Below are 21,837 nucleotides of genomic sequence, written 5' to 3' on the forward strand. Positions count from 1 at the left end.
CGCGGCCTCAGCCGGCGGGGAGCGGGTCGGTGCCGGCGGCCTTCGTGGCGGTCTTCTTGGCCGCCGCCGTCGTCGCCTTCTTGGCGGCCGTGGTCTTCGTGGCCGTCTTCTTGGCGGTCGTCTTGGTGGCGGCCTTCTTCTTGGTGGCCTTCTTCGTCGTCGGGCGGGCGCGCCGGTCGGCCAGCAGCTCCGCGGCGCGCTCGAGGGTGATGCTCTCGACGTCGTCGCCCTTGCGCAGGCTGGCGTTGGTCTCACCGTCGGTGACGTAGGGACCGAACCGGCCCTCGCGGACGGTGATCGCGCCCTGGGAGACCGGGTCGGGGCCCAGCTCCTTGAGCGGCGCCGCCGCGGCCCGCCGGCCCCGCTGCTTCGGCTGGGCGAAGACCGCCAGCGCCTCGTCGAGGGTGACCGTGAAGAGCTTGTCCTCGCTGTCGAGCGAGCGGGAGTCGCTGCCCTTCTTCAGGTACGGCCCGTACCGGCCGTTGAGCGCCTGGATCTCCTCGCCGTCCGGCGCGGCGCCGACCGTGCGCGGCAGCGTGAGCAGCCGGAGTGCCTCGTCGAGCGTGACCGTCTCCGGCGACATCGAGGAGAACAGGCTTGCCGTCCGCGGGGACTCCTTGCTGCCCTCCGGCACGACGGTGGTGACGTAGGGGCCGTAGCGGCCGGCCTTGACCACGACGGGCAGCCCGGAGTCCGGATCGGTGCCGAGCTCCCGGTCACCGGACGGCGCGGCGAGCAACTCCTCGACCTTGCTCTGGGTCAGCTCGTCGGGGGCGAGGTCCTCGGGGAGGCTGACCCGCGGGCCGTCCTCCCCGCCCGCCTGCAGGTACGGGCCGTAGCGGCCGACCCGCACGACGACCGGTTCGCCGTCCGGGCCGCTGGCGCGCAGCGGGATGGAGTTGACGCCGCGGGCGTCGATCTCCTCCAGCCGCTGCCCGACGATCTGCTTGAGCCCACCGGACTCGGCGATGCCGCCGTTGCCGCGGCCCTCGCCGCCGAAGTAGAACTCGGTCAGCCAGTCGACCCGCTGCAGGTTGCCGCCGGCGATCTGGTCGAGCTCCTCCTCCAGCGAGGCGGTGAAATCGTAGTCGACCAGCTGGGTGAAGTGCTGCTCGAGCAGGTTCACCACGGCGAACGCGATGAAGGAGGGCACCAGTGCGGCGCCCTTCTTCCAGACGTACCCGCGGTCCTGGATGGTCTGCATGATCGAGGCGAAGGTCGACGGGCGGCCGATGCCCAGCTCCTCGAGCCGGGCGACCAGGCTCGGCTCGGTGTACCGGGACGGCGGCGTGGTCGAGTGCCCCTTGGCCTCCAGCGCCTGGGTGTCCAGCAGCTGGCCGCGCTCGACGCGGGGCAACCGCCGCTCGGCGTCGTCGCTGCCGTGGTCATCGTCGCCGGCCGCGCCCTCGTCCCGGGACTCCACGTAGGCGCGGAGGAAGCCGGGGAAGGTGATGGTGCGCCCGCTGGCGGTGAACTCGACGGCCTCGTCGGTGGAGCTGCGGCCGGCCAGCCGGATGCTGACGGTCTGCCCGACGGCGTCGGCCATCTGCGAGGCCACGGTGCGCTGCCAGATCAGCTCGTAGAGCCGGAACTCGTCGCGGGCCAGCTGCCCGGCCAGCTGGCCGGGGGTGCGGAAGCTGTCCCCGGCGGGACGGATGGCCTCGTGCGCCTCCTGCGCGCCCTTGGCCTTCTTGGCGTAGCGCCGGGCCTCGGCCGGCACGTAGGCGTCGCCGTAGAGCTCGCGGGCCTGGGTGCGCGCGGCGTTGATCGCCTCGTTCGACAGGTTCGTCGAGTCGGTCCGCATGTAGGTGATGTGGCCGTTCTCGTACAGCCGCTGGGCCACCCGCATGACCTGCGCCGAGGACCAGCCGAGCTTGCGGCCGGCCTCCATCTGCAGCGTCGAGGTGGTGAACGGCGCGTACGGCCGGCGCCGGTAGGGCTTCTCGTCGACCCGGCTGACGGTGACCTGCCGGCCCTCCAGGCGGGCGGCCAGGCCCCGGGCCCCGGCCTCGTCGAGGTGCACGACCTCGCCGGTGACCCGGCCGGTCGCCGGGTCGAAGTCGCGGCCCGTGGCGACCCGGCTGTCGTCGACGGTGACCAGCTTGGCGCGCAGCGTGGTGGGCTCGCCGTCGTCGGTGCCCGCGGTCCGGCCGGTGACGGCGAAGGTGCCCTCCAGCGACCAGTAGTCGGCCGCGTGGAACGCCATCCGCTCGCGCTCACGCTCCACCACGATGCGGGTGGCCACCGACTGCACCCGCCCGGCCGAGAGCTTGGGCAGCACCTTCTTCCACAGCACGGGGCTGACCTCGTAGCCGTAGAGCCGGTCGAGGATGCGGCGGGTCTCCTGCGCGTCGACCAGCGCGGTGTCCAGCTCGCGGGGGTTGGCCACGGCGCGGGCGATCGCCTCGGGGGTGATCTCGTGGAAGACCATGCGGCGCACCGGCACCCGCGGCTTGAGCGTGTCGACCAGGTGCCATGCGATGGCCTCGCCCTCGCGGTCCTCATCGGTGGCGAGGTAGACCTCGCTCGCCTCCTTCACCAGCTGCTTGAGCCGGCTGACCTGCTGCTTGCGGTCGGGGCTGATCACGTAGAGCGGTTCGAAGGCGTTGTCGACGTCGACCCCGAGCCGGGCCCACGGGGCGCCCTTGTGCTCGGCCGGCACGTCCGCGGCGTTGCGGGGCAGGTCGCGGATGTGCCCGACGCTGGCCTCGACGACGTAGCCGCTGCCGAGGTAGCCGGCGATCTTCCCGGCCTTGGTCGGCGACTCCACGATGACCAGCGGCCGTCCGCCACCGGCGGCCGGCGTGCGGCGGCGGGCAGGGGTGCTCGTGCCGCCGGCGGTCTCGCTGGCGGTCTTGCTGCCGTTCTTCGCGGTCTTCGTGGGCACGGTGCTCCTGTCGGTGCTGCTGGGTGACGGGCGCCGGCGGTTCGGCGCCGGGCGACGCGATCGCTGCGCGCACGCCCTCGGCGTCGCCACGGTAGGCCACGAGGCGGACAGGGAGCCCGCCGGCGACCCACCGCGGGCGTGCCGTCTCCCGCTCCAATGGCCGGGATCGCCCGCGTGTTCCCGACACTCACTCCTCGGGGCGAGCAGCGGCCACGACCTCGCCGATGGCCGCCAGGGTCGGGAAGTGCTCGTCGTAGTACTCGGTGTGCAGCATGGCCTCGTCGACCGGCAGCCCGACGGCGTCGAAGGAGTCGGTCCAGGTCGGGTGTTGCCCGTGCAGGTCGATCCAGGTGATCGGGTCGAACAGCGGGGACGCCTCGTACACCTCGGCGGCCTCCAGGCCCTCGGCGTCGTTGTCCATGCCGGGGCTCCCGTTGAGGATCACCGCGTCGGCGGCCAGCTCTCCGGGGGCGTCGGCCGCCGCATCCACCACCGTCGTCCCGTAGCTGTGCGCGCTCACGACGACCCGCGCCGGTTCGGCGGCACGCGAGGCGGCGAGGCCGTCCAGGGCGCCGTCGAGCGCGCGGCCGCCCGCCCGGCTCGCCGCCGTGCCGATCGCACCGGCGCCGCTGGGAGGGCGGTAGCCGAACCAGGCCACCGTGGCCACGGCGGCGCCCGGCGCGGCGGCGCGGGCGGCATCGGCGACCGCGTCGGCGGCGGCCGCCAGGTCGGTGAGGTCGTTCGCCGCCGCGTTGCGCATCCCGGGGACGAGGAAGGCGACGGAGCCGGCGGTGTCGACGTCCCCGAGGGCGAGGGCGACCAGCTCCTGCTGCGGCTGGAACTGGTACAGCTGCACCCGCTCCCCGGCGCTCTCCCGCGCCTCGATCTCGGTGGCCACCGAGACGGCCACTGCGTGCCCGGGCGCGGCGGGGTCGGCGAGGACCTGGTCGAGGAAGCGGCGGTTGGCCTCGTCCCGGGCCCACGCGGGCACGCCGTCGAGGGCGCCGACGAGCACCGGGGTCCGGGCGATGGCCTGCGTGCGGGCGGCCGTGGACAGCCCACCCCACCAGCCGGCCACCTCCCCCGGAGTGGCACCCAGCAGGAGCGTGGGGTTGGCCCCCGGCGTGCGGGGCGCCAGCGCCGCCAGGGCGTCGAAGTCCGCGGGGGCGAACGGGCCGCCGATGCCCAGCCCGACGAGCGCGTCGGCGGCCGCGGTCGCCGCGGAGGCGGCCAGGGCGGTGGCGGCCAGCGCGTCGGCCGCGAGCTCCTGGGCGCGCAGCACCGCGGCGGTCTGGTCGGCGTCGAGGCCGGGTGCCCCGGTCAGCGGATCGGTCGGCAGCGGCCCCACCAGCCGGCCCGCGTCATCCAGTGCGACCGGGACCGCGGCGGCCGCGGCCAGGGCCTGCTCGGCGAGCTCCTGCGCGGAGGCGGCCTCGGTGAGCAGCCGCTGGGTGTGCCCGAGTGACTCGGTGAGCGCGGCGGTCGCCGCCGTGGCGACGGTCGAGACCTCGACGAGGGCGGCGCCGGCCGACTGCGCGGCCGGCCCGTACCAGCACTCCGCGTCGGTCAGCGATCGGCCGACGGCCTCCATCCGCGCCCGCCACGCGGGCAGCCGGTCGGCGACCGCGTCCAGCGTCCAGACCGCCCCGCGCAGGAGAGGGACGTCCCAGCCGGCGATCGCGGTCAGCGGCGGGGCGCTCACCGGGCCGCCGACGGCGCGCGCAGGACCAGCAGCCGGTCGGAGAGCGCCGCGTCGGCCTGGCGGTAGGAGTCGACCGCGGCGGAGAGGGTCGCGGCCAGGGCCCCGATCTGCTGGGCGACCAGGTCGAGGAGCCGGCCCCACCCCCGGCCGGCGGCACCCGCCCGTTCACCGGCCCCACCGCTGACCGCCGTCTCCAGGAACAGGGCTGTGGACCGGCACAGCTGCGCCTCGTCGCCGAGCTCGGTGGCGAGGCCGGCCAGCTCGGCAGCCATCGCGTCGATGGCGTCGAACTGGGCGGCGATGGTCACGGACACGAGGACCTCCCGGCGTCGAGCCGGTTCGGGCTGAATCCGGCGCCCGGACGCTAGGAGGGGGCGGCCACCGTCCACGGGCCGTCGTCCACACCGACGATGGCTGTCCACAGCCCGCGCCGGGATCCTCCGGGCGGCCCCGGCCCGCCGGAGGATCCCGGCATGCGGATCAGCGGACGCTGGTGGTCAGCGAGTCGGTCTCGGCGGTCTCGGTACCGCCGACGACCACCGACCGCCGCTTGGAGACGACGACCGCGCCGACGATGACGAGGGTGGCCCCGAGCGCGATGAGCACCCGCACCGTGTCGTTGGCGTCCTCGCCCACCGACAGGCTCACGACGGCGGGCGCGATGAGCAGGGCCACCAGGTTCATGACCTTGATCAGCGGGTTGATCGCGGGGCCGGCGGTGTCCTTGAACGGGTCGCCCACGGTGTCGCCGATGACCGTGGCCGCGTGCGCCTCGCTGCCCTTCCCGCCGTACGCGCCGTCCTCGACCATCTTCTTGGCGTTGTCCCAGGCCCCGCCCGAGTTGGCGAGGAAGACCGCCATGAGCGTGCCCGCCGCGATGGCGCCGACGAGGTAGGCCGCCAGGGGGCCGAAGCCGAGCCCGAAGCCGACCGCGACCGGCGCGAGCACCGCCAGCAGCCCGGGGGTCGCGAGCTCGCGCAGGGAGTCCTTGGTGCAGATGTCCACGACGGCGCCGTAGTCCGGGCGCTCACTGAAATCCATGATCCCCGGGCGGGTCCGGAACTGCTCGCGCACCTCGAAGACCACTCGGCCGGCCGCCCGCGACACGGCGCTGATCGCGAGGCCGGAGAACAGGAAGACCACCGCGGCACCCAGCAGCGCACCGACGACGTTGTCCGGCTCCACCAGGCTGAACGCCTGGCCCAGATCGATGCCGTCCAGCGCCGCGCGGACCTGCTCGTTGTAGGAGCCGAACAGCGCGGTGGCCGCCAGGACCGCCGTGGCGATCGCGATGCCCTTGGTGATGGCCTTGGTCGTGTTGCCGACCGCGTCGAGGTCGGTGAGCACGCGGGCGCCCTCCTCGTCGAGGTCACCGGACATCTCGGCGATGCCCTGGGCGTTGTCGCTCACCGGCCCGAAGGTGTCCATCGAGACGATCACACCGGCGGTGGTGAGCAGGCCACAGCCGGCGAGGGCCACCGCGTAGAGGGCCGCGCCGCCACCGATGAGGAAGGCGCCGTACACCGCGCCGCCGATGAGCAGGGCCGCGTAGACCGCGGACTCCAGGCCCAGGGAGATGCCCGAGAGGATCACCGTGGCGGGGCCGGTGAGCGAACTGCGGCCGACGTCCTTGACGGGCTTGCGGCTGGTCTCGGTGAAGTAGCCGGTGAGCTGCTGGATCGCGGCGGCCAGCACGATGCCGATGAGCACGGAGACGAAGCCGAGGACCTGCGGGCTGACCACCGAGTCGGGGACGTCGGCGACGCTCGGCAGCACGGTGAACGAGGCCACCGCCACCAACACCAGGGAGACGACCGCAGAGGCGAAGAAGCCCCGGTTGATCGGCGCGAGACCGCTGGCGTCCCCCTTGCCCGGGTTGCTGGCCAGGATGCCGACGACCGAGGCGACGACGCCGATGGCAGCGATGGTGAGCGGGAAGACCATGCCGACGGAACCGAAGAAGACCTGGCCGAGGATCAGTGCGGCCACCAGCGTGACGGCGTAGGACTCGAACAGGTCGGCGGCCATGCCGGCGCAGTCGCCGACGTTGTCGCCCACGTTGTCGGCGATGGTCGCGGCGTTGCGCGGGTCGTCCTCCGGGATGCCGGCCTCGACCTTGCCGACGAGGTCGGCGCCGACGTCGGCGGCCTTGGTGAAGATGCCGCCCCCGACACGCATGAACATCGCCAGCAGTGCACCGCCGAAGCCGAAGCCCTCGAGCACCACCGGTGCGGTCTCGTCGAACAGCAGCAGCGCGAGCGCGGCGCCGAAGAGCCCGAGGCCGACGGTGATCATCCCGACGATCCCGCCGGTCCGGTAGGCGATCCGGAAGGCGGGGCGGTAGCCGCCGCTGCGGGCGGCGGCCGCCACCCGCACGTTCCCCCGGGTGGCCAGCGTCATCCCGATGAACCCGACCATCGCCGAGAACAGGGCCCCGACGAGAAAGAACAGGGCCCGGCCGACGCGCGTCCCCCAGCCGCCGTCGGCGACGGGCAGCACGAGCAGGAGCAGGAAGACGATGACGGCGAAGACGCTCAGCGTGCGGAACTGCCTCCGCAGGTAGGCCGCTGCACCCTCCTGCACCGCCCGGGCGATGTCGCGCATCGTCGCCGTGCCCTGGTCGGCGGCCATGACGGCACGGGCCAGGTACGCGGCGAAGGCGAGGGCGGCGATCGAGACGGCGAGGACGATCGTGACGAGCACGACGTCCCCGCCGGAGAGTGCGCTGTCCGGCATGTGTTCCTCCAAAGTGCGTCGGCCGCCCCGGGGGCACACCTGCGCTCCGGTCGGCGGAGGTTCGGTCCAGGCGCACGGGTGGCTCCGTGCGCATGGGCGCCGCGTGAGTGTAAGGGAGATCACACATGATCCCAGCGACGCGGATTCACCGGTGCCGGAGGAAGCACCGGCGCCGACGGGTTGCCGGCAGGTGTGACAGTGGGAGGGTGACCACGCTCCACCCGGTCCGGTCGGCTCCCCCTCCCGGCGCGGACCCTGGTCCAGAGGGTGGAATCCTCCCCGGCGCCGATCTGCTCGACGCCCTCCTCGCCGGCACCCCGGAGGAGGAGCAGCCGGTCACCCACGTCCACCGGCTACCGGTGCGGGACAGCCGCACCCTGCCGTGGCCGGAGTGGGTGGGCCCGCAGCTGCGCGAGCGGCTGGAGGCGCAGGGAGTGCAGGCCCCGTGGCGGCACCAGGTGGAGGCCGCCCGGCTGGCGCACGAGGGCCGGCACGTGGTCGTCGCCACCGGGACGGCGTCGGGCAAGTCCCTGGCCTACCAGCTGCCGGCGCTGACCCGGCTGGGCGAGGACCCGCGGGCCTGCGTGCTCTACCTCGCGCCGACCAAGGCCCTGGCCCGCGACCAGCTGGCCTCGGTGGCCGCGCTGGCCGATGCATCGGTGCGCCCCGCCGCCTACGACGGCGACACCCCCATGGAGGAGCGGGAGTGGGTCCGGCGGCACGCGCGCTGGATCGTCACCAACCCGGACATGCTGCACCGCGGCGTGCTGCCGGCCCACCAGCGGTGGTCGAGCACGCTGCGCCGGGTCGCCTACGTCGTCATCGACGAGTGCCACGCCTACCGGGGAGTCTTCGGCTCACACGTCGGGCACGTGCTGCGCCGGCTCCGGCGGATCTGCCGCCGCTACGGCGCCGACCCGGTGTTCCTGCTCGCCTCGGCGACCGTCGCCGATCCCGCCGCGGCCGCCACCCGGCTGGTCGGCGCCCCGGTGGTGGCCGTCACCGAGGACGGCTCGCCCCGGCCGGGTGCCACGTTCGCACTGTGGGAGCCGCCGCTGACCGAGCGCACCGGGGAGCACGGCGCCCCGCTGCGCCGGTCCGCGGCCGCCGACGCCGCCACGCTGCTGGCCGACCTGGTCGAGCGCAACGCCCGCACCCTGGCGTTCGTGCGGTCGCGCCGCAGCGCGGAGTCCGTCGCCGACCAGGCCCGCCGGATCCTGGCCGACCGGGGCCGCAGCGACCTGGCCCGGCGGGTGGACTCCTACCGCGGCGGCTACCTGCCCGAGGAACGCCGCGAGCTGGAGCGAGCCCTGTCAGCGGGGAACCTGCTCGGTGTCGCCACCACCAATGCCCTGGAGCTGGGCATCGACATCGCCGGGCTGGACGCCGTCGTCCTCGCCGGCTATCCCGGCACCCTCGCCTCGATGTGGCAGCAGGCCGGCCGGGCCGGGCGGGCGCAGCGGGAGTCGCTGGTGGTCTTCATCGCCCGTGACGACCCGCTGGACCACTACCTGGCCCACCACCCGCGCGCGGTGTTCGGCCGCCCGGTGGAGGCCACGGTCACCGACCCCAGCAACCCCTACGTGCTCGGCCCGCAGCTGTGCTGCGCCGCGGCGGAGCTGCCGCTCACCCCCGCGGACCTGGCCGAGTTCGGCGGGCCCGTCGCCGAGGCGCGGATCGAGGAGCTGGTCGCCGAGGGGATGCTCCGGCGGCGGCCGACCGGCTGGTACTGGGCCGGACGAGGGCGCCCGGACGTCGACATCCGCGGCAGCGGCGCGGAGCCGGTGTCGATCATCGAGGCCGGGACCGGGCGGCTGCTCGGCACCGTGGACGGCGGCGCGGCGCACGCGACGGTGCACACCGGCGCGCTGTACGTGCACCGCGGCGAGACCTACGTCGTGGACGAGTTCGACGCCGAGGAGGCGGTCGCCGTCGTGCACCCGGAGAGCCCGGAGTGGACGACGGTCGCGCGGGACGTCACCGACCTCTCCGTCGTCGCCACCGACCGCTCCCGGCGGCTGGGCACGGTGACCGCGCACACCGGCGTCGTCGACGTGACCAACCAGGTGGTGGCCTACCAGCGGCGCCGGATCGGGACCGGGGAGGTCCTGGCGGAGTTCCCCCTCGACCTGCCGGCCCGGCAGCTGCGCACGCGGGCGGTGTGGCTGACCCTCGACGAGCGGGCCGTCGCGCGCGCCCGGGTCGACGAGGTGAACCTGCCCGGCTCGCTGCACGCCGCCGAGCACGCGGCGATCGGCATCCTGCCGCTGCTGGCCACCTGCGACCGCTGGGACCTCGGCGGGGTCTCGACCGCGCTGCACCCCGACACCGGCGCCGCCACGATCGTCGTCTACGACGGCCACCCCGGCGGAGCGGGCTTCGCCGAGCGCGGGTTCGCCGCACTCCGCCGGTGGCTGCAGGCAACGCGGGCGACCGTGGCCAGCTGCGAGTGCGAGAGCGGCTGCCCGTCGTGCGTCCAGTCGCCCAAGTGCGGGAACGGCAACGAGCCGCTGGACAAGGCCGGGGCGGTGCGCGTGCTCGACGTGGTCCTCGACGAACTAGCCGACGCCGAGGCGGGCCCGGCCGACGAGGAGCCGGCCACCGACGTCGGGGAAGGCCCCGCCGACGCCGAGGCGGGAACTGCACCCGACGCGGTTCAGGAGGACGACCTGGTCTTCTGACCTCGTCACCGCGGCGACTCCCCCGGGACCGGCAGCGTCCCCGGTGCGGGAGCCACCGGGCCCGCCCGCGCCCGGGCCGCCGCCCGGCCGGTCCCCAGCGGGCCGAGGCGCACCGGGACCGCGACGGTCACCTCGACCACCGCCGCCCCGTCCACGGTGCAGCCGGTCAGCTCCGCCCCGTTGGCGCCGGCCACCGCGGCCGCGGCGGAGCAGGCGCCGGGGTCGCCCCGGACGGCCCGCTCGGCCGCGGCCAGCGCGGCCAGGTCGGCGGCGCCCGTGGCCCGGTGGCGGGCGACGACGGCCGTGCCGACCAGCACGGCGGCCACGCCCACCGCCGCCAGCACCCCGGACAGCGCGACCACCCACACCGTGGCCGACCCGCGCTCACCGGTCCGCGAGGGCCGGGCGCTCACCCGGACGTCCCGGTGCCGCCGGGTTCGCGCTGCGCCACCGCCGTGGCGCTGACCCGCACCCGGAGGGGAACGGGGCCCAGCGGGGCGACGTCCGCGGCGACGGTGACGGTCACCGCCGACCCGTCGGCGGCCACCGTGGTGCGCGCGCCGTCCGGAGCCGCCCGGGACGCCACGTCGACGACCACGGTGGCGTTCTCCCCGCGCGCCGCCGCCCGGGCGCCCTCCCGGGCGGCGTCGACGCAGCGCAGCTGCGCGCCGACGATCGTCACCGTGGCCACCGCCCCGGCCAGCACGAGCAGCAGCACGGGGAGCACGACCGCGGTCTCGGCGGTCACCATGCCGGCCTGGCGCCGATCTCCGGAGCGCAGCGCTGCCGCGCGACGGCGCAGCCGGCTCGGCGAACCCATGGTCAGGACAGGCTGGTGAGCGCGGAGGACACGAGCTCGCCCAGGGCGGCGACGATCGAGTCCCCGGTGACCACCCGGTACAGGACCGCCGCGAAGGCGCAGGCCGCCACCGTCCCCACCGCGTACTCGGCCGTGCTCATCCCGGCTTCACCGGTGGCGCGGACCCGGGCCCAGCGCGTCGCCGGGCGACCACCGTCCGGTGCGTCGGCGGCGTCGCCCCCGGGCTCCTCGGCGTCCGGCGCGAGCTGCGGGTGGGGGCACTGGTCGGGGGTCGCGGTCATGGCTCCTCCTCGGTCTGCGGCCCGCTGTCGGGGCCGGCGTCCCGACCCTCGCCGGGAGGTGGGGCCGGCTCCACGGCCGGCGCGGATCTGTGGAGGGGGCCGCCGGCTGTGGACGGCGCCCGCAGGGGTCAGGGGAAGCGGGAGGTCAGGGGAAGACGTCGGCAGCGATGCCGAGCACCAGCGGGACGACCCCGAGGCACAGGAACGCGGGCAGGAAGCAGGCCCCGAGCGGGGCGAGCACCCACACCCCCGCCCGGCGCACGGCGACCTCGGCCCGGCCACGCTCGGCGGCCCGCGCCTCGGCCGCGAGCGCCTGCAGCGCGGGGATCACGGAGGACCCGGACTCCCCGGCCCGGATCAGCGTGCGCGCCAGGCCCGCCAGCTCGTCCGGTACCTCGGCCCAGGCCCGCCGGGGCGGAGCACCCAGCCGATAGAGGGCGGCCACCGCCGACAGCCGGTCGCCGACCGGGCCGGGAACCGCCGCCGCCACCGCGGCCAGTGCGCCGCTGACCGGCAACCCGGCGCCCAGGCACACGGCCAGCAGGTCGCACGTCACCGGCAGATCGGCGGCCAGGACGGCCCGGGACCGCCGCTCGTCGTTCGGGGCACGGCGCAGTGTCGCCTCCACCCCCGCCGTCACCCCGGCGCCCGCCACGACGCCGAGCCAGCCGCCCAGCAGGAGGCCGGCAGCGAGCCCGCCGCCGACCGCGAGCAGCCAGCGGCGCCGCACCGCAGCCGCGGGATCACCCCGCTGCGCCCCGGGCTCCGCCGGGACCGCCCCCGGCGGCGCAGCCGTCAGGGAGCGCAGCCGGCCGGCGACGACCGACCGCGGCGGTGACCAGACCACCAGCGCGGCCGCGAGCACGAGCGCCGCGACGGTCATCGGAGGGCGCGCCCGGTCAGCCGGGCCGACCACGCCAGACCGGCGGCCTCGAGCGCGACGCCCACCACCAGGAGCGCCTGGCCGGGAACGGTCGTGGTGAGCACCCGCCAGGGATCGGCCCCGACGCCGCTGCCCATCAGCAGGCCCAGCACGGGCAACCCGGCCAGCAGCACGGCGCTGGCCCGCGGACCGGCCAGGGCCGAGTGCAGGTCGAGCCGGTGCCGGCGGCGGGCGCGCACGTCGTCCTCGACGGCACCCACCACGGCCGCCAGCGAGCAGCCGGTCCGGCCGCTGAGCAGCACGGCCGCCGACACCCGGCGCAGCGCCGCCTCCTCCTCGCCCCGCGCGGACCCCCCGTCCACCGGCGCCCGCACGGCCCGGGCGAGCGCGCGCCCGCTCTCCTCCTCGGCGCAGACGGCCACGGCGGCGTCGGTGGCCTCCTCCAGCGAGCGGCCGCTGCGGAGCTCGGCGGCCAGGGCGCCCAGCGCCTCGGCGAGACCGGCCAGCCGCGCCTCCTCGGCCGCGACCGCCCGGCGCCGCTCCCACGCGCGCGCGGCGAGGGACGCGGCCGCGCCGGCGAGGGCGGCGACCAGCGGCGTGCTGGCCACCACCGCCAGCACCGCTCCCGCGCACCCGGCCACCAGGGGAAGCGGCAGGAGGGCGGACCGCGGGCGTCCCGGTGCACCGCCGTTCCGGGAACCGGTGAGCCCGGCCACCCGGGTCTGCCGCAGGGTCCGCCTCCCCGGCCAGGCCGCGAGCGCCGCGCCGAGGAGCAGCAGCGCGCCGGTCACCTGGGCGCCTCCCCCGGCGGGGAGAGCAGCTCCGCGAGCCGCCCCTGGCCCGGGCACGGCCCACCGTCGGCGCGCCAGCCCGGCTCGACGACCACCAGGTCCCCCGCCCGCCGGACCACGCCGATCTCCTCGACCCGGCGTCCGGACGGCGTCCGCCGCAGGTGCACGACCGCGGCGAGGGCCGCGGCCGCCTGGCTGTGCACCGCGAGCCGGTCGAGCCCGGCGGCGACGCCCAGCGCCTCCAGCCTGGCGGGGACCTCCGCCGGCCGGTTGGCGTGCAGGGTGCCGCAACCGCCGTCGTGGCCGGTGTTGAGCGCGGCCAGCAGATCGGTGACCTCCGCGCCCCGGACCTCGCCGACCACCAGGCGGTCGGGCCGCATCCGCAGCGCCTGCCGGACCAGGTCGCGCAGGGTCACCTCCCCCACCGCCTCGACGTTGGGCGGACGGGTCGCCAGCCGGACGACGTGCGGGTGCGCGGGCGCCAGTTCCGGCGCGTCCTCGCACAGCACCAGCCGTTCGCCCGGCGGGACGAGGCCCAGCAGCGCCGACAGCAGGGTGGTCTTGCCCGAGCCGGTCCCCCCGGTGACGAGGAAGGCCAGCCGCCGCGCCACCAGCGCCCGCAGCAGGTCGTCGCACCCTCCGGGGAAGGTGCCGCGCTCGGTGAGGTCGTCGAGGCCGAGCGCGGCGCGGCGGAGCACCCGCAGGGACAGGCAGGTGCCGCTCCCGGAGACCGGGGGCAGCACCGCGTGCAGCCGGGTGCCGTCGGGCAGCCCGACGTCCACCCACGGCGCGGCGTCGTCCAGCCGACGGCCGGCCGCTGCGGCCAGCCGGACCGCGAGGCGGCGGACCGCCTCCTCGTCGGGAAAGCGCACCTCGGTGCGCTCGAGACCGCCCCCGCGGTCGACCCATACCTCGTCGGGACCGTTGACGAGCACGTCGCTCACCCCGGAGGCCCGCAGCAGCGGCTCCAGGGGGCCGGCACCAGCCAGCTCGTCGACGGCGGAGCGCACCGCGCGCAGCACGTCGTCGTCGCCGAGCAGCCCGCCGGCCTCCTCGCGCACCAGGGCGGCGACCGCGGCCCCGGTCAGCGGGCCGGGATGGAGCGCGAGACGGGCCCGGACCCGGTCGACCAGGCTCGCCGCGCTCACGCCGCAGCTCCGGCCCGCAGGGGCAGCTCGGCGAGGATCCGGCGGGCGAGGCCGCCCAGCGGCGAGCGGGCGGTGACCAGGGGGAGCTCACCGCGCTCACCCCGGGACACGGCGCTGCGGTCGTGCCCGAGGTCGGCCAGCACCGGCCGGCCGACGACGTCGGCGACCTCCTCGGCGGACAGGCCCGCCGCCACCCGCCGCACCACCAGCTGCGCCGCGGCCCACGGGGACGGCTGCCCGCCGGGCCCGGGCTCCACGAGCAGCCGGGCGGCCGAGGCCGCCCGGATCCGCCCCGGCACCAGGAGGACGACCAGGTCTGCCTCCGCCAGCACCAGCTCCGCCGTTCCGGGATCGGCCGCCCGCGGCAGGTCGACCACCACCGGCCGGCCGCCGGCGCGGGCCGCCTCCACCACGGCGGTGAGCGCCTCCGCCGGTACGGCCGAGGGCGCGGCACGGGAGGCGGCGAGGAGGGAGACCCCGCCGGCCTCCGGCAGCGCGGCCATGACCGCGTCGCCGGCCACGCGCCCGCGGAGCCCGGCGAGCTCCGGCCAGCGCAGGCCGTCGGCGCGCTCGAGCCCCAGCACGAGGTCGAGGCCGGCGCCCCAGCCGTCGGCGTCGAGGAGCAGCACCCCGCCGGCGTCGGGGGCCGCGGTCAGCGCGAGCGCGGCGGCCACCGTGCTGGCCCCCGCTCCCCCGCAGCTCCCGGCCACCGCGACCAGCCAGCCCCGGTCGACCGGGCGGCGCAGCGCCGCGGCCACCCGCGACACCAGCCACTCCTCGTCGGCCGGCAGCACGGCCACCCGTTCCGCACCGAGTTCGACCGCCGCGGCCCAGTCCGCGGCCGAGAGCTCGCACGGGGTCACGACCACCACCCCGGGCCGCCGGGGCAGGGCGCGCACCGCCGCCGAGGAGAGGCCGTCGGCACCGAGCAGCACCAGCGGCGCCTCCCGGTGGGCGCGGCGCAGCGCCGGACCACCAGTGGCGACCTCGGCCTCGGCGCCGGCCGCGGCCAGCAGCCGCAGGAGGTCGTCGAGCAGGTCCTCGTCGGTGCCGACGAGCAGCGGGCGGGCGGGCGGAGCGAGGCGGGCGGACACGGGCCGAGCCCAGAGCACGGGCAGACCCGGCGACAGCGCCGCGCGACATCTGTGGATGACCCGAACGGGTGTGGACGGCGCGCTGCCCCTGTCCCCGCCTCCCGATCCACTTACAGTCGTGAACCGTGACCCGCGCGGCGGCGTTCTTCGACCTCGACAAGACGGTGATCGCGAAGTCCAGCACGCTGGCCTTCGGACGCCCGTTCTTCGAGGGCGGCCTGATCAACCGCACCGGCGTGCTCAAGAGCGCCTACGCGCAGTTCGTCTTCTCCCTCGCCGGCGCCGACGCCCAGCAGATGGAGCGCATGCGCGCGCAGATCACCCGGATGTGCACGAACTGGGACGTCGCCACGGTGCACGAGATCGTGCGGGAGACGCTGCACGACATCGTCGAGCCGCTGGTCTACGCCGAGGCCGCCGACCTGATCGAGGAGCACCGGGCCGCCGACCGGGAGATCGTGATCGTCTCCAGCAGCGGCGCGGAGATGGTCGAGCCGATCGGCGACATGCTGGGCGCCGACCGCGTCGTGGCCACCCGGATGGTCACCGCCGAGGGCAGGTACACCGGCGAGATCGAGTTCTACGCCTACGGGGAGAACAAGGCCCTGGCCGTCCGCGAGGTCGCCGCCGAGATGGGCTGCGACCTCGCCGACTGCTACGCCTACAGCGACTCGATCACCGACCTGCCGATGCTCTCCGAGGTCGGCCATCCGACCGCCGTCAACCCCGACCGGGCACTGCGCAAAGCCGCCGCCGAGCGGGGCTGGCCGGTGCTCGAGTTCAGCCGGCCGGTGAGCATCCGGTCCCGGTTCCAGGTGCCGGCCGCGCCGGTGATGACCGGTGCCGCGATGGGCGTGGGGGCCGCGGTGGTCGGGCTGGCCTGGTACGCCCGCCGGCGGACGCTGCGCGAGGCGTCCCTGCGCTCCCCGTCGGGTCCGCCGCCCCTGCTCGGCCGGCGCCGCCGCCGCGGCGCCTGACCCCCGCGCCCGGGTCCTCAGACCGGCAGGCGCTCTCGCACCCGCTCCACCAGCGTGCGCACCGCCGACACGGGCCGGAACGCCCGCGCCGCCGCGGTCAGCGCCGCCTGCTCGTCCGGACGGAGGGTGATCTCCGCGGCCGCGGCGTTGGCCTCGACCTGCGCGACGCTCGACGCGCCCGGGATGACCACCACCCGCGGGAGGGAGACCAGCCACGCCAGCGCGATCTGGGCCGGCGCGACGTCGTGCGCCGCGGCGACCTCACGGAGGACATCGAGCAGCGGCTGGGCCCGGCGCAGGTTCTCCGTGCCGAACAGCGGGTTGGCCGCGCGCACTCCGCCGGGCCGGTTGACGACGGTGTAGCGGCCGCCGAGGAGCCCCTGGCCCAGCGGGCTGTAGGCCATCACCATCCGGTTCTCGCGCTCGGCGAAGGGAACCAGGTCATCGAGCGGTCCGGGGGCCGCCAGGGAGAAGTGGACCTGGTTGCTGACGACCGGGCGGCCGAGCGCGGCGTCGGCGGCCCGCCACCGGTCGAGGGAGTAGTTGGAGACGCCCACGGCGCCGATGCGGCCGGCGTCGAGCAACTCCCGCATCCCGGGCATGATCACCGAGTCCGGCACCAGCGGGTTGGGCTGGTGCACCTGGTAGAGCGGCACGCGGTGCAGGCCCAGCCGTCGGGCGCTGCCGGCAAGGCGGTTGCGGATCACCGGCGGGACCGGGGCGACCGGAAAGAACTTCGTGGCAACGACGACGTCGGCCCGCTCCTCGCCGAGCGCGTCCCCGAGGATCCGCTCGCTCCGGCCGAAACCGTAGATCTCCGCGGTGTCGAAGAGGGTGATGCCCACGTCGCGGGCCCGCCGGACGATCCGCCGGGCCTCATCCGAGGCGTAGGCGTCGCCGTACCCCCACTCGCGCGAGCCGAACTGCCAGGTCCCCAGGCCCACCCGGCTGACCGCACCGAGCCCGTCGACGTCGAGAGTGCGCACGGCGCCCAGTCTCGCCGTCGTCCCCGCCCGGCGCAGCCCCGTGCGACACGGCGGTGCGGCGTCAGCCGCGCAGCAGGCTCTCGCAGATGGCCAGCCCCTCCAGGGCCCCGTGCTCGGTGGCACGGCAGCAATGCACGAGCCACCCCGCCACGCCCTCCGGCGTCCCGCCCGCGTAGCCGGCCAGAGCCCGGTCGTAGGCCTCCCGCCCGAGCTCGGCGAAGCCCACCTCGGGGACCGACACCGCCTTGGGATCCAGGCCCCGGGCGATGCCCGTGAGCCGCGCGGCGGCGCGGGCGATGACGCCGTCGGCGGTGCCGAACGGGGCCAGGGCGGCGAGCTCGCCGTGCACCAGCGCGGCCACGAGCACCGCGGGCACGGCGGTGGTGCCGGTGACCACGGAGAACAGCCCGCTCAGCCGCGCCCCGGCGTGCGGCGCGGGCCGGCCCAGGTCGGCGCGGTCGGCGAGGTCGGCGGCGGCCAGCACGTGCAGCCGGGCCAGCACCTGCCCGGGGGCGCGGGTCCAGGTCTCCACCATCGAGCCCAGCGCCACCGAGGTGCGCAGCGACCCCTGCACGACGGGGTTGGTGACCTCCCCGGCGCGCAGCTCCGCCAACGGCACGTCGACGCCGTCGAGCGCGGCCGAGGCGCGGGCGCCGCGCAGCGCCGACTCCGCGCTCACCCCGGCCGACTCCCGGCGCAGCACCCGGTGGCCGAGCAACCGGTCGATACCGGCGCGGGCGGCTCCGGCGGCGTCCCGGACGCCCGGGAGGTCCAGCAGCGCGGCCAGCGGGTCCGGGGCCGCGGTGCGGACGGCGGATCGGGCGGCACCGGGGCGGACGGGGATGGTCACGTGGACGACGGTACGAGCCCGCGGGCGCGGGCCGGCGCCGCCCCTGGCCACCGCGCCCGGCGGACCGGCGCGGGCAGCGCTGGAGTCCGCCGGCCGCGGGGCCGTCCTCCCGCAGTCAGCGACGGCGCAGGAGACCGTCGAGCAACCGGCCGATGCCGCCCGAGGGAGCGGGGGCGGGGCGCCGGCGCCCCAGGCGCCGCGCGTTCATCCGCCTGCCCCGGCTCGCCCCGCGCGGGGCGATGCCCCGGCCGCCGGCCCGCGCCACGCCGCGTCCCGGGCGCCCCGCGGTGCGGCCGCGGGCCGCGGTGCTCTCTGCCGTTCCCATCAGTCGTCCGAGGATGCTCATGGCCGAGCGGGTACCCGGGAACCTGCGCCGCTACGCAGCGCCTCGGCCGGTTCCTCCTGGTGGGAGCGGGGGTCAGTCCGCACCGAGGGCGTCGGCCACCCGGTGGTGGGGCACGGCCTCCTCGGTCCGGCTCTGCCGCTCCAGGGTGCGGGCCAGGGCGCGGCGGGCCCAGCCGTTGGCCGGCGCGAGCTCCACGAGCCGCAGCAGCGTCTCCTCGGCGCGGCCCAGCTGGGCGGAGCCGAAATAGGAGCGGGCGAGCAGTTCCAGGGCCGCCTCGTTGCGCGGCTCGGCCGCCACCACGCGCTGGAGCACGCGGGCCGCCTCGATCGGCTGGCCCATCGAGAGGAAGAGGTCCGCCTGCAGGAACTCCGAGTGCAGATCGATCTCGAAGGGGTGGGTCATGCCGGGAGGAACGGCTGAGGGCGCGCCGGGCTTCCCGTGGGCCGGACCGCACCGCCGCACGCCCCACGGGCAGGACGCCGCGCGAGGACGCGGCGGACCCGCGTGACACTCAGTGCCACCGACCTGCACAATGGCGCCGCAGAGTGGCGGGCATCACCGTGATGCGGTTCGAGCCGGCCAGGACCAGCGACCACGCACGAACGCGGAGAGGACGAGATGGCCAGCACGAGGGATTGGTTCGAGACCGTCGAGGAGGCGCAGCACCGGGCGAAGAAGCGGCTGCCGCGCTCGGTCTACCTGGCGCTGGTCGCCGGCACGGAGAAGGGGCTCACGGCGCAGGACAACGTCGCTGCCTTCGACGAGATCCTCTGGCGCCCGCACGTGGCCGATCTGCCCGCCAAGCGGGAGACGACGACCACGGTGATGGGTCAGGAGATGTCCATGCCGGTGCTCATCTCCCCCACCGGGGTGCAGGCGGTGCACCCCGACGGCGAGGTCGCCGTCGCCCGCGCCGCCGCCGCCGAGGACGTCGCGATGGGCCTGTCCTCGTTCGCCAGCAAGCCGGTGGAGGAGGTCGGTGCCGCCACCGACAAGCTGTTCTTCCAGATGTACTGGGTCGGGTCGCGCGAGACGATCCTCGCCCGCGCCGAGCGGGCCCGCGCCGCCGGGGCCAAGGGCCTGATCATGACCCTGGACTGGTCGTTCGCCTCCCGCCGGGACTGGGGCAGCCCGCCGATCCCCGAGAAGATCGACGTCAAGAACGCGCTGAAGTTCGCCCCCGAGGTGATCACCAAGCCGGGCTGGCTGGCCACCTACCTGCGCTCGGGCTCCATCCCCGAGCTCAGCGTCCCGAACCTGGCGCTCGAGGGCCAGCAGCCGCCGAACTTCTTCGGCGCCTACGGCGAGTGGATGGGCACAGCCCTGCCGCGCTGGGAGGACGTCGCCTGGCTGCGCGAGCAGTGGGGCGGGCCGTTCATGCTCAAGGGCATCACCCGGGTCGACGACGCCCGCCGGGCGGTCGACGCCGGTGTCACCGCGATCTCCGTCTCGACCCACGGCGGCAACAACCTCGACAGCACCCCGGGGGCGGTCCGGAGCCTGCCCCCGATCGTCGACGCGGTCGGCGACCAGATCGAGGTCCTCATGGACGGCGGTGTCCGGCGCGGCGGCGACGTGGTCAAGGCGATGGCCCTCGGCGCCAAGGCGGTCATGATCGGCCGCGCCTACCTGTGGGGCATGGCGGCCAACGGCGAGCGCGGCGTGCAGAACGTGCTGTCGATCATCCGCCAGGGCATCGACGAGGCACTGCTCGGCCTGGGCAGGTCCTCGGTGCACGAGCTGACCCGGGACGACGTCATCCTCCCGCCGCACTTCACGCGGGACTGAGCGGGCCCGACGCGCCGAGCGCCGGGAATGCCCCCGCGGCGGGCGGGCTTGCTCGCAGTCGTGCCCGCCCGCCGCGTCCCGCGTCCGATGGCCTTCTGGGCCGCCGCGGCGCTGCTCGTGCTGGTGCTGGCCGCCTCCGGCGTCCCCTCGCCGCTGTACCGCGTCTACCAGGAGCGGTTCGACTTCTCCTCGGGCCTGCTGACCGTGGTGTTCGGCATCTACGCGATCGCACTGCTGGTCACGCTGCTCGTCGTGGGGGCGCTGTCGGACCACGTGGGCCGCCGTCCGGTCCTGGTGGCCGGCCTGCTGCTGCAGGTGGCGGCGAGCGTGCTGTTCCTCGCCGCGGACGGGGTGGGCCTGCTGCTGGCCGCGCGGGTGGTGCAGGGCCTGTCCGTCGGCGCGCTGACCGGCGCCCTGGGTGCCACCCTGCTGGACCTCCAGCGCAGCGACCGGCCGCTGGGCCCCCTGGTCAACAGCGCCTCCCCCGGATTCGCGCTCGCCCTCGGCGCGGTCGGGGCGGGCCTGGCCGTCGAGTTCCTGCCCGCGCCCACCGACTGGGTGTTCGGCGCCCTCGCGACCCTGTTCGCCCTCGCCACGGGTGCGGCCCTGCTGCTGCCGGAGTCCTCGCCGCGGCTGCCGGGAGCGCTGGCCTCGCTGCGGCCCCGGGTGCACGTGCCGCACGCGCAGCGGGGCGCCTTCCTCGTCGCGCTGCCCTGCCTGCTGGCGATGTGGGCGCTGGCCGGCCTCTACCTCTCGCTGGGCCCGTCGCTGGCCGCCGGCGTCTTCGGCATCGAGGACCACCTCGTCGGCAGCCTGGTGATCGTGGCGATGCAGGGCATGGGCGCCGTCGGATCCGTGAGCATGCGGGCAGCCGCCCCGCACACCGCGATGCTCGCCGGCTGCCTGGTCTTCGCCGCGGGCGTGAGCGGCACGATCGTGTCGCTGGCGACCGGCAGCGTCGCGCTGTTCTTCATCGCCGCGGCGGCCTCCGGCTTCGGTTTCGGCTCGGCCTTCCTCGGCGCGATGGCCACCGTGACCCTCGGGGTGCCGGCGGGCGAGCGGGGCGGGCTGCTCTCCAGCATCTTCATCGTCGGGTACCTGGGGTTCAGCGTCCCGGCGGTCGTGGCCGGGCTCACCGCCGGCCAGGTCGGGTTGCGACCAACGGCGGTGGTCTACGGCGCGGCCGTCATCGCGCTGGCGCTGCTGGCCGTGGCCGGCCTCCTGCGCCGCCGTCGGACCGAGCGGGCGGCCGCGGACGGGCAGCGGGCCGGGCCGGTCGCCGCCGGACCGCGGCGAGCACCTCAGGCCGGCAGTTCCCCGGCCGGTCCGGCCGCCTCGGCCAGCAGCCGCGCGCGCAGGTCCTCGGGCAGCAGGTCGACGTAGACGGTGCCGTTGAGGTGGTCGACCTCGTGCTGCAGGCAGCGGGCGGCCATGCCGGTGGCGTCGATCGACACCGGCCGCCCGGCCGCGTCGACGCCGTCCACCCGGGCGCGGAAGGCGCGGGACAGCTCGGCGTAGGGGCCGGGCACCGACAGGCACCCCTCCTCGGTGACCTCCTCGGCCGGCTCGCCCTCCCGCGGCGGCAGGACGGTCAGCTCCGGGTTGACGACGTAGCCGACGACGTCCTCGCCCTCGGCGTCGGGGCAGTCGATGACGAACACCCGGGCGTCGACGCCGATCTGGTTGGCGGCCAGGCCCACTCCGTCGGCGGCCTCCATGCTCGCGAACATGTCGAGCAACAGGCGGCGCAGATCCTTGCCGAACTCGGTCACGGTCGCGCACGGCCGGTGCAGCACCGGGTTGCTCCCGTAGGTGACGATCGGCCGGGCGACGCCGTCGTAACGGCCGGGTAGACGCATGCCCGGAA

19 protein-coding genes are annotated in these 21,837 nt (G+C 76.2%); 4 read left to right on the forward strand and 15 right to left on the reverse strand.

The annotated features are described in order from the left end of the window. Nucleotides 1-7: 7 nt before the first annotated feature. The 4 genes from topA to BMZ50_RS08585 all read right to left on the reverse strand — a co-directional run bounded on the left by topA (nt 8) and on the right by BMZ50_RS08585 (nt 7,325). Nucleotides 8-2,887, reverse strand: a complete 2,880-nt coding sequence (topA, locus tag BMZ50_RS08570) for a type I DNA topoisomerase (protein WP_091323172.1) — start codon at nt 2,885-2,887, stop codon at nt 8-10. Between the two features lie 187 nt (nt 2,888-3,074). Continuing rightward, the gene (locus BMZ50_RS08575; RefSeq protein ID WP_091323174.1) at nt 3,075-4,589 is read right to left on the reverse strand and encodes an alpha/beta hydrolase; all 1,515 of its coding nucleotides are present in this window, start codon (nt 4,587-4,589) and stop codon (nt 3,075-3,077) included. Then, entirely contained in the window at nt 4,586-4,903 is a 318-nt protein-coding gene (locus BMZ50_RS08580) for a hypothetical protein (protein ID WP_091323175.1), read from the reverse strand. The genes BMZ50_RS08575 and BMZ50_RS08580 overlap by 4 nt, the downstream gene beginning before the upstream one ends. Before the next feature lie 166 nt (nt 4,904-5,069). Further along, on the reverse strand, nt 5,070-7,325 hold the full coding sequence (locus BMZ50_RS08585; protein ID WP_091323177.1) for a sodium-translocating pyrophosphatase: 2,256 nt from the start codon (nt 7,323-7,325) through the stop codon (nt 5,070-5,072). A gap of 206 nt (nt 7,326-7,531) precedes the next feature. Here BMZ50_RS08585 and BMZ50_RS08590 point away from each other — a divergent pair, with 206 nt between their 5' ends. After that, nucleotides 7,532-10,006, forward strand: a complete 2,475-nt coding sequence (locus BMZ50_RS08590) for a DEAD/DEAH box helicase (RefSeq protein WP_091323179.1) — start codon at nt 7,532-7,534, stop codon at nt 10,004-10,006. Between the two features lie 5 nt (nt 10,007-10,011). On the opposite strand, the gene BMZ50_RS08595 is transcribed toward BMZ50_RS08590, so the two are convergent. From BMZ50_RS08595 to ssd, 7 genes are all read right to left on the reverse strand, one after another. Continuing rightward, nucleotides 10,012-10,419 carry an Rv3654c family TadE-like protein gene (locus BMZ50_RS08595; RefSeq protein ID WP_091323181.1) on the reverse strand — a complete coding sequence of 136 codons (408 nt, stop codon included), beginning with the start codon at nt 10,417-10,419 and terminating at the stop codon, nt 10,012-10,014. Beyond that, on the reverse strand, nt 10,416-10,826 hold the full coding sequence (locus tag BMZ50_RS08600) for a TadE family type IV pilus minor pilin (RefSeq protein WP_245753474.1): 411 nt from the start codon (nt 10,824-10,826) through the stop codon (nt 10,416-10,418). Before BMZ50_RS08600 ends, BMZ50_RS08595 begins: the two co-directional genes overlap by 4 nt. Nucleotides 10,827-10,828: 2 nt before the next feature. Next, nucleotides 10,829-11,107, reverse strand: coding sequence for a DUF4244 domain-containing protein (locus tag BMZ50_RS08605; protein ID WP_091323185.1), 279 nt, complete (start codon nt 11,105-11,107; stop codon nt 10,829-10,831). Nucleotides 11,108-11,252: 145 nt separating this feature from the next. Next, the gene (locus tag BMZ50_RS08610; RefSeq protein WP_091323581.1) at nt 11,253-11,990 is read right to left on the reverse strand and encodes a type II secretion system F family protein; all 738 of its coding nucleotides are present in this window, start codon (nt 11,988-11,990) and stop codon (nt 11,253-11,255) included. Further along, complete coding sequence (locus BMZ50_RS08615) at nt 11,987-12,781, reverse strand: type II secretion system F family protein (RefSeq protein WP_091323186.1); 795 nt, start codon at nt 12,779-12,781, stop codon at nt 11,987-11,989. Before BMZ50_RS08615 ends, BMZ50_RS08610 begins: the two co-directional genes overlap by 4 nt. Next, the gene (locus BMZ50_RS08620; RefSeq protein ID WP_091323188.1) at nt 12,778-13,929 is read right to left on the reverse strand and encodes a TadA family conjugal transfer-associated ATPase; all 1,152 of its coding nucleotides are present in this window, start codon (nt 13,927-13,929) and stop codon (nt 12,778-12,780) included. Before BMZ50_RS08620 ends, BMZ50_RS08615 begins: the two co-directional genes overlap by 4 nt. Continuing rightward, on the reverse strand, nt 13,926-15,023 hold the full coding sequence (gene ssd, locus BMZ50_RS08625) for a septum site-determining protein Ssd (RefSeq protein ID WP_091323189.1): 1,098 nt from the start codon (nt 15,021-15,023) through the stop codon (nt 13,926-13,928). Before ssd ends, BMZ50_RS08620 begins: the two co-directional genes overlap by 4 nt. Nucleotides 15,024-15,148: 125 nt before the next feature. On the opposite strand from ssd, the gene BMZ50_RS08630 reads away from it, so the two are divergent. Beyond that, nucleotides 15,149-16,000 (forward strand): HAD family hydrolase, encoded by an 852-nt coding sequence (locus BMZ50_RS08630; RefSeq protein ID WP_091323192.1) that lies wholly within the window; start codon nt 15,149-15,151, stop codon nt 15,998-16,000. Nucleotides 16,001-16,017: 17 nt separating this feature from the next. On the opposite strand, the gene BMZ50_RS08635 is transcribed toward BMZ50_RS08630, so the two are convergent. The 3 genes from BMZ50_RS08635 to BMZ50_RS08650 form a co-directional block, all read right to left on the reverse strand. Then, the gene (locus BMZ50_RS08635) at nt 16,018-16,986 is read right to left on the reverse strand and encodes an aldo/keto reductase (RefSeq protein ID WP_091323193.1); all 969 of its coding nucleotides are present in this window, start codon (nt 16,984-16,986) and stop codon (nt 16,018-16,020) included. 61 nt (nt 16,987-17,047) lie between these two features. After that, on the reverse strand, nt 17,048-17,836 hold the full coding sequence (locus BMZ50_RS08640) for a Fic family protein (RefSeq protein WP_091323195.1): 789 nt from the start codon (nt 17,834-17,836) through the stop codon (nt 17,048-17,050). Nucleotides 17,837-18,254: 418 nt separating this feature from the next. Then, the gene (locus BMZ50_RS08650; RefSeq protein WP_143087126.1) at nt 18,255-18,584 is read right to left on the reverse strand and encodes a tetratricopeptide repeat protein; all 330 of its coding nucleotides are present in this window, start codon (nt 18,582-18,584) and stop codon (nt 18,255-18,257) included. A gap of 216 nt (nt 18,585-18,800) precedes the next feature. Between BMZ50_RS08650 and mftD the strand changes: the two genes are divergently transcribed. Beyond that, a complete protein-coding gene (gene mftD, locus BMZ50_RS08655) occupies nt 18,801-19,970 on the forward strand; it encodes a pre-mycofactocin synthase MftD (RefSeq protein ID WP_091323198.1) in 1,170 nt (389 codons plus the stop codon). A 60-nt stretch (nt 19,971-20,030) separates the two neighbouring features. Further along, complete coding sequence (locus BMZ50_RS08660) at nt 20,031-21,353, forward strand: MFS transporter (protein ID WP_245753476.1); 1,323 nt, start codon at nt 20,031-20,033, stop codon at nt 21,351-21,353. Here the strand turns inward: BMZ50_RS08660 and def are convergent. After that, nucleotides 21,272-21,829, reverse strand: coding sequence for a peptide deformylase (gene def / locus BMZ50_RS08665; RefSeq protein WP_091323202.1), 558 nt, complete (start codon nt 21,827-21,829; stop codon nt 21,272-21,274). The two genes, BMZ50_RS08660 and def, sit on opposite strands and share 82 nt — an antisense overlap. Nucleotides 21,830-21,837: the final 8 nt, after the last annotated feature.

The sequence above is a fragment of the Geodermatophilus ruber genome (assembly GCF_900114385.1).
GTDB lineage: Bacteria > Actinomycetota > Actinomycetes > Mycobacteriales > Geodermatophilaceae > Geodermatophilus > Geodermatophilus ruber.

Bases quoted from the DNA above. Each gene is read 5' to 3' on its own strand.
- BMZ50_RS08600 (WP_245753474.1), bottom strand. From the start codon at position 10,826: ATGGGTTCGCCGAGCCGGCTGCGCCGTCGCGCGGCAGCGCTGCGCTCC.
- BMZ50_RS08585 (WP_091323177.1), bottom strand. From the start codon at position 7,325: ATGCCGGACAGCGCACTCTCCGGCGGGGACGTCGTGCTCGTCACGATC.
- def (WP_091323202.1), bottom strand. From the start codon at position 21,829: ATGCGTCTACCCGGCCGTTACGACGGCGTCGCCCGGCCGATCGTCACC.
- BMZ50_RS08650 (WP_143087126.1), bottom strand. From the start codon at position 18,584: ATGACCCACCCCTTCGAGATCGATCTGCACTCGGAGTTCCTGCAGGCG.
- mftD (WP_091323198.1), top strand. From the start codon at position 18,801: ATGGCCAGCACGAGGGATTGGTTCGAGACCGTCGAGGAGGCGCAGCAC.
- BMZ50_RS08605 (WP_091323185.1), bottom strand. From the start codon at position 11,107: ATGACCGCGACCCCCGACCAGTGCCCCCACCCGCAGCTCGCGCCGGAC.
- BMZ50_RS08610 (WP_091323581.1), bottom strand. From the start codon at position 11,990: ATGACCGTCGCGGCGCTCGTGCTCGCGGCCGCGCTGGTGGTCTGGTCA.